Source organism: Microbacterium sp. ZW T5_56 (assembly GCF_044987425.1).
In the GTDB taxonomy this organism is placed as follows: Bacteria; Actinomycetota; Actinomycetes; order Actinomycetales; family Microbacteriaceae; genus Microbacterium.
In genome coordinates this window covers 31759-45163 of record NZ_JBJDRI010000015.1, presented here as the reverse complement: position 1 = coordinate 45163, position 13405 = coordinate 31759, and the positions used below count along the sequence as shown (strand labels likewise).

Sequence of the window (13405 nt, the reverse complement as noted above, 5' to 3'; positions counted from 1 at the left end):
CACGTCCCCGTCATCAGCGGTGGACGGCGTCGTCGTGCTCGGCGTGGCCGTCCGGCTCGAGCTGGAAAGTGGAATGCTCCACATCGAAGTGCTGGGACAGGCACCCCTGGAGGTCGGCGAGCATCCGGGCGCTGCCGCCATCGCTCAACGCCTCCGGATCCACCACCACGTGGGCGGTGAACACCGGCGCGCCGCGGGTGAGCTGCCAGACGTGCACGTCATGAACCGCGCGGACGCCGGGATAGCCCAGGATGTGCGTGCGAATGTCGGGGATGTCGGTGCCCTTCGGCGCGGATTCGGCAAGCACGGAGATCACCTCGCGAAGCAGGGTGAACACGCGCGGCAGGATCATCGCGGCGATGAACAGCGAGGCGATCGCGTCCGCGCGCACCCAGCCCGTGATGAGGATCACGATGGCGGCGATGATGACCCCGACCGATCCGATCAGGTCGCCCATCACCTCCAGATAGGCCCCACGGACGTTGATCGACTTCCTCTGCGCGGCAGACAGCAGCCACATCGAGACGGCATTCGCGACGGCTCCCACCACCGCGATGAGGAGCATCAGCCCGCCCTGCACCTCCGCCTCACCGGGGTTGATGAGCCGCTGCACGCCCTCGACGCCCACCGTGATGGCGAGCACACCGAGGATGACCGCGTTGATCAGTGCGCCCAGCACCTCGGCCCGCTGGTACCCGAACGTCCGACGGTCATCCGCGGGTCGGGCGGCGACGGCGCTGGCGATCAGCGCGATCACCAGCGCGGAGGCGTCCGTGAACATGTGCGCGGCATCGGCGAGCAGCGCCAGCGAGCCCGACAGGATGGCGCCGACCACCTGGACGACCATGACGGTCGACGTGATGGTCAGCGAGATCGCCAGCAGGCGACGGTTCCCTGCGCCTCGGATTCCGGTGGACGGTGCGTGATCGTGCATGCCTCCAGGCTAGGCGGGCCGCACGGGTGCGCGGGGTCGTTTCGCCTAGTCGGGAATGAGGACGATTATCAGCGTCAGAGTTCGGCAAGCAGCGGCTGCAGCGCAACGAACGCGCGCGCCCGATGCGACTGCGCGTTCTTCTCCGCGGGGCTCAGTTCGGCGGCCGAACGGGTCCCCGGCGTACGGTCTTCGTTGTCGGGAAGGAAGACCGGGTCGTATCCGAATCCGTTCTCTCCGCTCTCGCTCGTGGCCAGTCGTCCCGGCCAGATTCCCTCCACCGCGTGCTCCTCGCCGCTCGGGGTGACGAGAGCGATCACCGAGGTGAAGAACGCCGCACGATGCTCCGGGGCGAGGTCGCTGAGCTGGTCGAGCAGGAGACGCCGGTTGGCGACATCATCCTTCTGATGTCCCGCCCAGTAGGCCGAGAACACCCCGGGGGCTGCCCCGAGCACGGCGACGGTCAGCCCGGAGTCGTCGGCAAGCGCCGGGAGACCAGTGTGCGCGGCCGCCGCACGCGCCTTGATCAGTGCGTTCTGTGCGAAGGTGGTTCCGTCCTCGACGGGTTCGGGGCCGTCGTAGGCGACCACGGTGAGGTCGGGCCGCACCGCTGCGACGATGGCCTGGAACTCGGCCACCTTGTGCGCATTGTGGGTGGCGAGGACGACGCGGTCGACGCTCATGCCAAGACCGCCGTCTGAATGTCGCGCAGGTCCGCGCAGCCGGCGACGCCGAGCTCCAGAAGGGCATCGAGCTCGCGCTTGTCGAACGGGGCTCCCTCTGCAGTGCCCTGCACCTCGACGAACAGACCGCGACCGGTGACCACGATGTTCATGTCGGTCTCCGCGCGGACGTCCTCGACGTAGGCCAGATCGAGCATCGGGGTGCCGTCGATGATGCCGACGGAGACCGCGGAGACGGAGTCGATCAGCGGCTGGGAGCGCTGTCCGATGAACTTCTTCTCCCGACCCCACTCGATCGCGTCCGACAGTGCGACATAGGCGCCGGTGATGGCCGCAGTGCGGGTTCCGCCATCAGCCTGAAGGACGTCGCAGTCGATGACGAGGGTGTTCTCCCCCAGCGCCTTGGTGTCCACGACAGCGCGCAGGGCGCGACCGATCAGTCGGGAGATCTCGTGCGTACGGCCGCCAACGCGACCCTTCACACTCTCGCGATCGTTGCGGCTGTTCGTCGCACGCGGCAACATGGCGTACTCGGCCGTGACCCAGCCCTTGCCCTTGCCGGTCAACCAGCGGGGCACGCCGTTGGTGAAGGATGCCGTGCACAGCACCCGCGTCCCCCCGAAGCTCACCAGCGCCGATCCCTCGGCGTGCGCGCTCCAGCCGCGCTCGATGGTGACGGGGCGAAGCTGGTCGGTGGCGCGGCCGTCGGCGCGAACGATCTCGGTCATGGGTCTGCGTCCTCTCGAAGGGAATGGATGCTGCTCGGCCGCCGGGTGGCGGGGAGTCAGCTGATCTGGGGAAGGCGGATGGCGGCGGTGCTGACCAGCTGGACCCGGTTGACCTCGGTGCCCATCAGTCGGCGTGCCAGCGCGACGAATTCCGCCTCGCTCGTGCCGGTGGCCTCGTACGTGCGGGTCGGCACAGAATCCGGAGAGGCGAGCTCTCCGCGCGTCACGAGCGTGCGGTAGACGTCGTTCGCGGTCTCGACGTCGCTGGACACGAGGGAGACCTCGGGGCCCATCACATAGCTGATGGCACCTTTGAGGAACGGGTAGTGCGTGCAGCCGAGCACCAGCGTGTCGATCTCGGCATCGCGCAGCGGAGCCAGATACTCCTCGGCGACACGCAGAAGTTCGGGTGAGCTGGTGATGCCCGCTTCGACGAACTCGACGAAGCGCGGGCAGGCCTGAGCGAACACCGTGAGGCGCGTATCGATGCCGAGCATGTCCTGGTAGACCCCGGATGACACTGTTCCCGCGGTTCCGATGACGCCCACCCGGCCGTTGCGGGTGGTGGCGATGGCCGTGCGCACGGCCGGGTTGATGACCTCGATCACCGGGATGTCGTAGCGTTCACGAGCGTCGCGGAGCACTGCTGCCGACGCGGTGTTGCAGGCGATGACGAGCATCTTGACGCCCTGATCGACGAGAGTGTCGAGGACCTCGAGAGAGAAGCGACGCACCTCTGCGATCGGGCGGGGACCGTACGGAGTGTGGGCCGTGTCGCCGATGTACACGAATGATTCATTCGGCAGCTGGTCCCCGATCGCACGAGCGACCGTGAGCCCGCCCACCCCGGAGTCGAAGATCCCGATCGGCGCGTCAGACATGATCCGTCCAGCCTACGCCGCCACGCGGCTCGCTCGTGTCGCGATTCCGGCTCGTCGCCGCGCGTTCCGGGCGAGGACGGCACGGTGCAGCTTCCGCGCGCGAGTAGGATTCCGTGCATGACCGGTTCCTCCGCGCTGCTGACCGACCGCTACGAACTCACGATGCTGGATGCGGCACTGCGTGATGGCACCGCCCACCGCAACTGCGTTTTCGAGCTGTTCTCTCGCCGGCTGAGCGGCGGGCGTCGCTTCGGTGTCGTGGCCGGCACCGGCCGGCTGCTCACTCTCCTGCGTGATTTCCGCTTCGGGGACGACGAACTGCGCTATCTCACCGACAACCAGGTGGTCAGCGCGGAGACGCTGCGCTTCCTCGCGGGCTACCGCTTCAGCGGATCGATCACCGGCTACCGCGAGGGTGAGCTGTACTTCCCCGGCTCGCCGATCCTGACGGTGGAGGGCACGTTCGCCGAGGCCGTGATCCTGGAGACCATCGCCCTCAGCGTGCTCAACCACGACTCCGCGGTTGCCACGGCTGCCGCTCGCATGTCGGTTGCGGCGGGCGATCGGCCGCTGGCCGAGATGGGGGCACGCCGCGCCGCCGAGGAGTCCGCCGTCGCTGCCTCGCGCGCCGCCTACATCGCGGGCTTCGGTGCCACCAGCAACCTCGAAGCCGGACGCCGCTGGGGCATTCCGACCATGGGAACCGCCGCCCACGCCTGGACACTGTTGCATGACACCGAGGAGCAGGCCTTCCGCTCGCAGATCGAGGCCTCGGGCGTCGGCACCACGCTGCTGGTCGACACCTACGACATCACCGCAGGGGTGGACCTCGCGATCCGCGTGGCCGGTACCGGGCTCGGCGGCGTGCGCATCGATTCCGGCGACCTCCCGACTGTGGCCGCCGAGGTTCGGGAACAGCTGGATGCCCTGGGCGCGGTGGACACACGGATCACGGTGACCAGCGACCTCGACGAGTACGCCATCGCGGCGCTGGCCGTCTCCCCCGTTGATGCCTACGGTGTCGGTACGTCCGTCGTCACAGGCTCCGGCTACCCCACCGCGAGCATGGTCTACAAGCTGGTCGCGCGTCAGGGCGACGATGGCGGCTGGGTTGCGGTGGCCAAGAAGAGCGCGGACAAGGCGTCCACCGGTGGCCGCAAGGCCGCATTCCGCCGCCTGGAACGCGGGAAGGCGACCACCGAGCTGGTCGTCGTCTCGGACGGCTTCGAGCGGGTCGAGACGGCGAGCGAGCACCCCGATGCCCGAGCCCTGCAGGTTCGCCTCGTGGATCACGGCGAGATCGACGCCACCTTCGAAGGACCCGCGGGGACGACGGCGGCGCGCGAGCACCACGCGATCGTGCGCGAAGAACTCCCGGTGCGCGGGCTCGCCCTCAGCAAGTCCGATCCGATCATCCCGACCGTCTTCGTGGACGCGGAGTAACTGCTCGACCGACGACGAACGGCCCGCCGAAACCGGCGGGCCGTTCGTGCGAGTCAGCTCATCAGCGACTCATACACCTTCTTGCAGTCGGGGCAGACCGGGAACTTCTCCGGGTCACGGCTGGGCACCCACTTCTTTCCGCACAGCGCGCGGATAGGCTTGCCGGTCAGCGCGGACTCGAGGATCTTCTCCTTCTTCGCGTAGTGCGAGAAGCGCTCGTGATCACCGGGCTCGATGTGCTCCTCACGCAGGAGCTCTTCGAGCTCGCGGTCGAGGGTGGCGATGCCGCCCTGGTCGGGGTGGTCCAGCGGAGTGCTCATTGCCCCATCGTACCGTCCACATCGCGCGATGGGACGGTGTAGGAAGGACTGAGCGAGCTCAGATCGCCTCGGCGAACTCCATGATGCGCGAGCCCTGCCGTTCGAACAGGAATGCGCCCAGCGCCACTCCGACGGCGAGAACACCCACGCCCATGCCGAGCCCGATCCAGAGCGTTTCCATCGCCGCGGGAAGGTCCCCGTCGATGGCGCGCAACGCGGCTGCCAGGGCAGGGCTGCTCAGCAGGATCGCGCCGATCAGCACCAGAGCCTGCGCTCCGATTCCCGACCCGGCGCGTTGCGGCTGTTGGAACGGGCTGTCTCCGGGTCGGGTCACGGGGTACGGCGAGACGACCGAGGAGATGGAGGAGAGACCGAGACCGGTGAGGAACAGACACAGCGCCACGCCCACCAGCGCGGGAAGCATCGACCACCGTCCGTAAAGCGCGATGGACACGGTGATCGCGATGGCCAGCAGCGGCAGGGCGATGAGAACGATGGGAACCAGTCGTCCGATGCGATCGGCGAGACCTCGCACACCGCTTACGATGTGCAGCCAGATGGCGGTGGAGTCATAGGCGATGTCGTTGTGCGGCATCCAGCCCAGGAAGAGCGCCATGATCGGCACCGGCACCAGGGCCACCACCTGCGGAGGAACACCCGCGACGAGGAGCGGGAGGGCCGCGATGACCGACGCGATCGGCACGACGGCGACGTTGACGATGTAGCGGCGATCACGCGTCCAGTACACGAGCGAGCGCGCTGCGACAGCTCCGATCGCGTTGCCGGGCAGCACGCTGAACCACCCGAGACCACGCTCCCGACCGGTCTGCGGTCGCTCGGTGGTGCTCAGCGCGTGCCGCACGACGAGGAACCACGCCCCGACCAGCAAGATGAGCGTGCCCACCGCGATGAGGACGCCGGCCAGCAGAGCGCTGTCCCCGCGCAGCGCGTTGCCCGCAATGCCCCACGGCGCACCGAAGGGCGTGCTGGCGAGGATCTCGGTGAGCGTCACGAGTTGGCTCGGCACAACGCCCCGCCACTGCAGGGAGCCGAGGAAGACGACGACCGGCACGATGACGATGACGAGCGCCAGCACGAGCAGGCCCGTCATCTCGCGGCTGCGTCGGTCGCGTCCGAATCGGGCTGCCACCGCCATGCTGAGCCGTGACACGACAAGGCACGACAGATACGCCACCAGCATCGTCACGACCGCCACGGCGGCGGATACGCCCTGGCTGGTCCACATGATCATCAGCGAAACGGCCACCGCGAGCAGCGCCAGCGATGGCAGCGAGACGAGCATGCCCAGCAGCAGTGCGCCCGCGAGCGGCACAGAGGATATGCCGAAGACTGCGAAGCGTCGAGGAGCCAGCTGGTCCTCCACTCCTCCAACGGCGGGTCCGACCGCTGCGCCGAAGGCCAGCGCCGATCCGGCGAGCACGGACACGACGTGCGCGACCTCGCCGCTGTCGGCGCGCAATGACAGGATCGCGGTGCAGACCGCGACCGTCGCGGCGATGAGCAGCAGAGCGCCGATCACGTTGCGGATGCTCTGAGCACGATCCCCGCGGACCGCACCGAACAGCAGCGCGAGCCTCAGTCGGAGAACGTGTGCAACCACTCCAGCCCCTCCACCTCGGTGAGTCCGCCCGAAAGCTCGACGAATCGCTGCTCGAGGGTGAGATCGCCCCGCACCTCATCCACCGTGCCCTCCGCGAGCACCTGCCCGGCAACCACCACGGCGACGCGCGAGCAGACGCGCTCGACCAGCTCCATCGTGTGGCTGGACAGGATGACGGTGCCGCCACCGGCGACGTACTGCGAGAGGATCTCGAGGATGACCGCCGCAGAGACGGGGTCGACGGCTTCGAACGGTTCGTCCAGGACCAGGAGCCGGGGACTGTGGATCATGGCGCCCGCGAGCATGACCTTCTTCGTCATGCCGGCCGAGTAGTCCGATACCGCACGCCCCAGGGCATCGGTCAGATCGAAGGCACGCGCGAGGTCGGCCGTCCGTTGATCGACAACCGACGATTTCAGCCCCCGCAGCAGGCCGTAGTAGTGCAACAGCTGGCGGCCCGTGAGGCGGTCGAACGTGCGGAAGCGGTCGGGGAGCACGCCGATGAGCTTCTTCGCCGCTCGCGCGCGCTGCCGCGCGTCGATGCCGGCCACCGTGATGGTGCCGCGATCCGGACGCAGCAGGCCCGAGATCATGGACAGCGTGGTCGTCTTGCCGGCACCATTTGGACCCACGATGCCGTAGAAGCTGCCGGTCGGCACGGTCAGATCGATCTCATCGACGGCGTGGGTGCCGCCGAAGTCCTTCACCAGTCCGCGGGCCACCAGCACGGCGGTTGCCGGATCCACCGGCTCGGACGTCTCGGTGATCGCGGCGGGCCGGATGCGCGGAGGGGCACCGACGAGCGGGGCAAGCAGATGCGCCTCGGGGTGGGACAGAGCGTCGCGGGCCGACTCATCGGAGACGGCATCCGCCTCCGAGCCGTTTCGCTCGTCGTCGGTGGCACCACCGTCGGTGGCGCCGTCGTCGGAGAGCGCAACGTCATCGGGGTCCGGCGCGATGCCGAGAAGCTCGTTCATGTCTGCGTCGGTGTCAGTGTTGGCGTCGTCGTCGTCAGCCTCCGCCTCAGCCTCAGCCTGGTCACCAGCATCGCGCGTCGGCACTTCGTCATCGATGCCTGCCTCGTCATCGATGCCGGAAGGGTCAGGCGTCGCATCGTCGTCACTCGACGCAGCCTCGTGTGGGGACTCGGCGTCGGGTGTGAGCTCGGCGTCGTCATCCGACGCTGGACTTTCGGACAGCGACTCGCCCTCCGTTTCCGCGTGGCCGGACGAGGATCCATCGTGCGAGACCTCATCGCGCGGTCCCGAGTCATCCCCGGGTTCGTCGTCTTGCACCGTCTGCTCGGACGCGGCGGCGTCGCGCTCCCCCTCGGACGCGGTGTGCATCGACTCGTCCTCGGACGTGTGCGCGCTCGACGGCAGCTCTGCTGCCTCTGCGCTGACGACCCCCTCTGCGGTCTCGGCCGCGTCATTCGTCACGTCAGTGGTCCCCCTGTCCGAACCGACGCCCGCGATGACGGCGTCTTCGGACGATGCTACGGAATCCGCGGCTCTCAAGCCACCGACACCGGTCGAGGGGGCAGGCTCGAGGGCCGGCGCAGACCGAGGTGTCGCCTTCTTCGGCCGCTGACGCTTCGTTGAGCGGGGCACGGTGGCTGATCCCGCTGCGGACTTCGCGGGTGGCTCAGATGCGGCGGCCTTCGCTGCGGTGGCCCTTGCGTCCGTGGTCTTCGCGGCCGTGCTTCTTACGGCCGTGCGCTTCACGGCCGTGCTCCTCGCTGTCGCGGTCTTCGCTGCCGCGGTGATCCTCGGTGTCGTGCTCTTCGCGGTCGCCGCCGTGGCCGCGTCGGAGCTGGCCGCCGCGGCTGTCTCCACGGTGGTCGACTTCACGGACGTGGATCTTCTGGGCGCTGTCTTCGCTGCTGGCACCTTTTCCGCACCGGAGTCCGCCGCCGTCGTCTTTGCGGTCGTTGACCTCCCCGCGGTGCTCTTCGGGGCGGTGCTCTTCGCAGCGGTGCTCTTCGCCCCAGATGGCTGTGCGGCGGCGGCACCCTTCGCGGCCGACTTCGCTGCCGTCGACTTTGCTGCCGTCGTCCGTGCGCTCGCGCTGCTCGCTGCGGTCGTCTTCGCAGCGCGGGCCGATGCGCTGCCGGCAGCCGCCGTGCGTGAGCGGCGAGGCGCCGGAGCTGTGGGTGCCTCATCCGGAGCAGGGGCCTGCGCGTCCACACTCGCTTGCGCGGCGTCAGTGAGCTCATCCGCAGCCCGTGCTGCGGCGGTCCGGCGAGGCGCTGTGGCCTTCTTCGCCGCCGGGCGTCTCGCACCCGTTCCCGCGGTGCGCGCCGGAGACGTTCGCTTCGGCGTCGTCCGCGGTTTCTCCTCGGCGCCCTGTGGTTCATTGACATCGTCAGGGGAATCGGGCGCCGTGCTCATCGTCTCAACGTATCAACCGGATCCTGACCGTTTCCGTGCCGGGCGGCGATGCGTGAAAATGGGGTCAGAGATCTGTGGAATTGGGGTCACACGATCTCGTCCGCCGCCTCGCCAGCACGAGACAGAGCGGGTTCACAGCCATATCGCGCGAAATCTTAGTACCATGGTCGAGACACGAGGGTGTGTCCTGCCGGTGAACCGGTAGTGAACACCGTATCGAGGAGCGATAAGAGCGTGAAGATTCAGACTGTCATTCTGGCTGCCGGCATGGGTTCGCGTCTCGGTCGTTCGCTGCCGAAGCCGCTGACCGAGCTGTCCGATGGCCGCAGCATCATGCAGCAGCAGCACGACAACATTCGCGCCGCCTTCGGCTCTGCTGCACGCATCACCACCGTGGTCGGCTACCGCGCGGAGACCATCGTCGAGGCGTTCCCGCAGGTCGATTACGTGCACAACGATCGTTACGACCAGACCAACACGTCGAAGAGCCTCCTGCGCGCCCTGCAGGCCACCGGCAAGTCGGGCGTGCTGTGGATGAACGGCGACGTCGTCTTCGACCCGCGCGTGCTGGGGCGCACCATCACTCTCCTTGAGCGCGAGCAGTCGTTCGTCACCGTCAACACCTCCAAGGTGAGCGACGAAGAGGTCAAGTACACGCTCTCCGCGGACGGCGCTGTTGCCGAGCTCTCCAAGACGGTGCGCGGTGGCGTCGGCGAGGCCGTCGGCATCAACTACATCTCCGCAGCCGACAAGAAGGCGTTCATCCGCCAGCTCACGCGCGTCGATGACCAGGACTACTTCGAGCGCGGCCTCGAACTGGCGATCGCCGAGGACGGCATCCGCATCGAGGCGATGGACATCTCCGACCTCTACGCGGTGGAGATCGACTTCGCCGAGGACCTCGAGCGGGCGAACCTCTTCGTCTGATAATGCCGCGGAAGGTTCACACGATCCATTCCCTGCCGGCGGACTCACCGTGGCAGGGCGGCGAAGCCCCGCAGGCTGACTCCGGCGCCTCGTACACGTCTGCCCTGATTCGCGCGATCGACAGGGCGCTGCGGGTACAACGCCCGGCAGTCATCGCGCACCTGCGAGGCATTCGCCTGCGTCATCCGGAAGCTACGCCCGACCAGCTCATCCGAATCCTCGAACGCCGCTACCTGGCGGCGGTCACGACCACGGGTGCCGCGGCCGGCGCAACCGCCGTGGTCCCGGGCGTCGGGACCGGTATCGCTCTGGCGATCTCGGGTGCCGAGACCGTCGGGTTCCTTGAGGCCACCGCGCTGTTCGCGCAGTCGGTGACCGAGGTGCACGGCGTCCGACTCACTGACCCCGACCGGGCGCGCGCGCTCGTCCTCACGCTCATGCTCGGCAGCGAGGGCACCGCGCTCATCCGTCAGTTCGCGGGCGAGGCGAGCGGGCGAGCCACGCCGCGAGGCACGTTCTGGGGCGACCTGATCACCAAGACGATCCCGCGCGCCGCGATGGGCCCGGTCCTCGACCGCCTGAAGCACCTCGCCGTCACGCAGCTGGCCAAGATCGGTGGCGCCTCCGTGATCGGCAAGGTGATGCCGTTCGGGATCGGCGCTGTCGTCGGCGGCGGCGGGAATCATCTACTCGGCCGACGCGTGGTGTCCTCTTCCCGCACGGCCTTCGGCCCGGCACCGGTGATCATGCCCGCCGAGATCGAGCCCAAGCCCGGCTCGCTGCCACTGGAGTCGCATCTGGGCCACGCCGCCCGTGGAGCAGTCCGAACGCTCGGCATGGTCGCGTCGTCGGGTGGTCGCGCCGCGAGTCGTGCGGGTGCGGCAGCCATCGGAGCGCTGCGACGGCCACGAAAGTCGGGTCAGAACTCCCCTCCTCCCGAAGTCACGACCGGCGACGACCCGCGCTGAGCTCGCACGAACACACCGCTCGCTGCAACGCCGTCTCCCGACCCGGCTGACGCAACGCAGCAGCCCGCCTCAGTCGGGCTCGACCTCGTCGGGGTCGTGCTCATCAACCGCCTCGGCGCGACGAGCCGAGAGTTCGGCGTCGTTCCAGTCCTGCCAGCGTTGCATGAGCAGTTCGACGGCCTCGTGGAAGCGCTGTGTCGACGCTCCGGGTGTCGTGTCGCCGAAGTAGTGCCGCGACCAGAGCGCGAGGCGTGCCGTCGCTGTCTCATCAAGCTGGACGCGCTCGATCTGGGCGACGATGTCGTCGGCCTGATCCATCGTGAGCCACTCGCAGTCGCTGAGATATCCGGCGGTGTCGATCTCCGCGCGCGGGTCTGCCGGACGCGTGACGAACAGCGGCCGTCCCGTGGCAAGACGGTCGTAGACCATCGCGGAGATATCGACGATGGCGACATCCGCGGCGGCGAGCTGCCAGCCGAGGTCGGGCCCGTCGTCATAGATGTGCTGCGCGGAGGGATCGGCGGCGTTGGCTGCGGCGAGAGCCGCGATGATGCGCTTGTTGGCGGCACCAAAGGCGTCGTTCTCCACTCCCGAGCGGGGATGCGGACGATAGATCACCCGGTGTCGTCCGGTTGCGAGCAGCGCTGACACCAGCCTCTCGCCGTGTGTGGCGACGGAACCGTAGAAAGCGGTCGGCCGGTCGCCTTCCCAGGTGGGCGCGTAGAGGACGACGGCACGATCGTCGGCGGTATACGGGAGCGTCCCGCTGAAGTGATCGGCTTGGGGCCGACCGATCTCCAGCGCGCGACGATCCAGGTCGTAGTCCCACAGCACTCGCCCGAGCCGCTCGCGAGCCGCTTCGCCCGCGATGAAGGCGTAGTCGTACGCCTTGTACTGGTTGGTGGTCATGTACATCTTGTCGGACTCACCGTGGTTGATAAACACGTGCCAGCGACGCCCGTATCGGAACATCTGGAAATTGCGGGTGTTCTGGTTCACGTACAGCACGATGCGGATGTCCTGCTGCGCGATCACCGTCTCCAGGTCGCCGACCTTCGGCACGAAGGCCACCGGCAACCCGCTCTCCTCCAGCAGCGCGGCCGCGCCGGGCGCGTTGCGGGCGAGGATCAACACAGGCCACCGCTGCGCCAGCTGCTGCAGCGGCTTGTACCACTGCCGCATCTGGTAGAGGTTCACGTCGCTGTCGGCGAAGTACACGGCGATCTGGAAGCGGTGCGGCGCCAGAGCCCCCTCGATGCGCAGACGCTGACGCACCTCGATGACCGCGCGGCGCGACGCGATCGCGCGGCGGACGAGGGCGACGGCCTTACGGGCATCGGAAAGCAGGGGCATCCCTCCAGAATACCGGAGCGGCCCGTCACACCGCCGGGCCGTGTGCATGGGATGATCGAACAATGCGCGACAGAGAGCCGGTGGTTGATCCTGCCGACGGAGTCTCGTTCGTGATGCCGGTGCTCAATGAGCTGGACTACCTGGAGCGCGCGGTGCGCACCGTGCTGGAGCAGCAGGTCGACGGTCCGATCGAGCTGGTGCTGGCGCTGGGTCCGTCGACCGATGGCACCACGGCGCTGGCGCATCGATTGGCGGGCGCTGATGAGCGCATCGTGCTGGTCGACAATCCTCAGGCGGACATTCCGATCGGGCTCAATCTGGCGATTCGCCAGGCTCACTTCCCCATCATCATCCGGGTGGACGCTCATTCGGAGCTGGCCCCCGGCTACGCCAGTCGTGCGCTGGAGACCCTTGCCCGCACGGGCGCTGCCAATGTAGGCGGCGTGATGCACGCGGACGGGCGCACCCCCTTTCAGGGTGCGGTCGCGCGCGCCTACAACTCTCCCGTCGGCCTCGGCGGGGGCAGCTATCACGGCGGTGGAGAGGAGGGCGAGGCCGAGTCCGCGTACCTCGGCGTCATGCGTCGTGCCGCCCTCGAGGAGATCGGTCTCTTCGATGAGAGCATCCGCCGCGGCGAGGACTGGGAGCTCAATCTTCGCCTCCGTCAGGCCGGCCATCGCGTGTGGTTTGACCCGAAGCTGTCCGTCACCTACTGGCCGCGCGAAAGCTGGTCACGCCTGGTGCGGCAGTTCTTCGCAACCGGAACCTGGCGTGGCGAGCTCGTCCGACGATTCGGTCGGCGCAACTCGGTGCGATTCTTCGCGCCACCGCTGCTGGTGCTGGATGTGGCGCTCTCGCTGGTCATCGCCACGCTGCAGGTGACCGGGGTCCTGACGGGGGTGACAAGTCTTGTGCTGTCCGTCGTCCACGTTCCGGTGATCGCGTACATCCTGATCGTGCTGGCGGCTGCGACCACACAGCTCGGAGGCAGCAGTATCCGAGACCGGTTATGGACGCTGGCGGTCCTGCCCACGATGCATCTGTCGTGGGGCGTCGGCTTCTTCGTGGGCTTCCTGCGCGGCGCTCACGCCAGCGTCGATACGTCTCGACTCGGCGGCCGCAACACCCCGCTGCCCTGACCGGAGTTGGCCCTGACCGGA

Annotated in this window: 13 protein-coding genes; 5 read left to right on the top strand and 8 right to left on the bottom strand. The window is 68.2% G+C overall.

Going from position 1 to position 13405, the window contains the following annotated elements; all coding sequences use genetic code 11:
• Positions 1-13 precede the first annotated feature (13 nt).
• The 4 genes from ACI3KU_RS09110 to murI form a co-directional block, all read right to left on the bottom strand.
• Positions 14-934 carry a cation diffusion facilitator family transporter gene (locus ACI3KU_RS09110; protein WP_404921998.1) on the bottom strand — a complete coding sequence of 307 codons (921 nt, stop codon included), beginning with the start codon at positions 932-934 and terminating at the stop codon, positions 14-16.
• Positions 935-1008: 74 nt separating this feature from the next.
• Positions 1009-1614, bottom strand: a complete 606-nt coding sequence (gene rdgB, locus ACI3KU_RS09105; RefSeq protein WP_404921997.1) for an RdgB/HAM1 family non-canonical purine NTP pyrophosphatase — start codon at positions 1612-1614, stop codon at positions 1009-1011.
• A complete protein-coding gene (gene rph, locus ACI3KU_RS09100; protein ID WP_404921996.1) occupies positions 1611-2342 on the bottom strand; it encodes a ribonuclease PH in 732 nt (243 codons plus the stop codon). The genes rdgB and rph overlap by 4 nt, the downstream gene beginning before the upstream one ends.
• Before the next feature lie 56 nt (positions 2343-2398).
• Complete coding sequence (gene murI, locus ACI3KU_RS09095; RefSeq protein WP_404921995.1) at positions 2399-3223, bottom strand: glutamate racemase; 825 nt, start codon at positions 3221-3223, stop codon at positions 2399-2401.
• Between the two features lie 117 nt (positions 3224-3340).
• Here murI and ACI3KU_RS09090 point away from each other — a divergent pair, with 117 nt between their 5' ends.
• Positions 3341-4666 (top strand): nicotinate phosphoribosyltransferase, encoded by a 1326-nt coding sequence (locus tag ACI3KU_RS09090; RefSeq protein WP_404921994.1) that lies wholly within the window; start codon positions 3341-3343, stop codon positions 4664-4666.
• A 53-nt stretch (positions 4667-4719) separates the two neighbouring features.
• Here the strand turns inward: ACI3KU_RS09090 and ACI3KU_RS09085 are convergent, their stop codons facing one another.
• Genes ACI3KU_RS09085 through ACI3KU_RS09075 form a run of 3 tightly spaced genes read right to left on the bottom strand, consistent with a single transcriptional unit; the run spans position 4720 to position 8046 of the window.
• Positions 4720-4986: a DUF3039 domain-containing protein gene (locus tag ACI3KU_RS09085; RefSeq protein WP_231089700.1), complete on the bottom strand. Its 267-nt coding sequence runs from the start codon at positions 4984-4986 to the stop codon at positions 4720-4722.
• Positions 4987-5044: 58 nt separating this feature from the next.
• Positions 5045-6607 carry a hypothetical protein gene (locus tag ACI3KU_RS09080; RefSeq protein WP_404921993.1) on the bottom strand — a complete coding sequence of 521 codons (1563 nt, stop codon included), beginning with the start codon at positions 6605-6607 and terminating at the stop codon, positions 5045-5047.
• On the bottom strand, positions 6583-8046 hold the full coding sequence (locus tag ACI3KU_RS09075; RefSeq protein ID WP_404921992.1) for an ATP-binding cassette domain-containing protein: 1464 nt from the start codon (positions 8044-8046) through the stop codon (positions 6583-6585). Before ACI3KU_RS09075 ends, ACI3KU_RS09080 begins: the two co-directional genes overlap by 25 nt.
• Positions 8047-8218: 172 nt before the next feature.
• On the opposite strand from ACI3KU_RS09075, the gene ACI3KU_RS09070 reads away from it, so the two are divergent.
• Genes ACI3KU_RS09070 through ACI3KU_RS09060 form a run of 3 tightly spaced genes read left to right on the top strand, consistent with a single transcriptional unit; the run spans position 8219 to position 10892 of the window.
• Positions 8219-9202, top strand: coding sequence for a hypothetical protein (locus ACI3KU_RS09070; protein WP_404921991.1), 984 nt, complete (start codon positions 8219-8221; stop codon positions 9200-9202).
• A gap of 29 nt (positions 9203-9231) precedes the next feature.
• Complete coding sequence (locus ACI3KU_RS09065) at positions 9232-9924, top strand: NTP transferase domain-containing protein (RefSeq protein WP_404921990.1); 693 nt, start codon at positions 9232-9234, stop codon at positions 9922-9924.
• Positions 9925-9926: 2 nt separating this feature from the next.
• Entirely contained in the window at positions 9927-10892 is a 966-nt protein-coding gene (locus ACI3KU_RS09060; protein WP_404921989.1) for a hypothetical protein, read from the top strand.
• A 69-nt stretch (positions 10893-10961) separates the two neighbouring features.
• Here ACI3KU_RS09060 and ACI3KU_RS09055 read toward each other — a convergent pair whose 3' ends face one another.
• The gene (locus ACI3KU_RS09055; RefSeq protein WP_404921988.1) at positions 10962-12245 is read right to left on the bottom strand and encodes a CDP-glycerol glycerophosphotransferase family protein; all 1284 of its coding nucleotides are present in this window, start codon (positions 12243-12245) and stop codon (positions 10962-10964) included.
• A 62-nt stretch (positions 12246-12307) separates the two neighbouring features.
• Here ACI3KU_RS09055 and ACI3KU_RS09050 point away from each other — a divergent pair, with 62 nt between their 5' ends.
• On the top strand, positions 12308-13384 hold the full coding sequence (locus ACI3KU_RS09050; protein ID WP_404921987.1) for a glycosyltransferase family 2 protein: 1077 nt from the start codon (positions 12308-12310) through the stop codon (positions 13382-13384).
• Positions 13385-13405 lie beyond the last annotated feature (21 nt).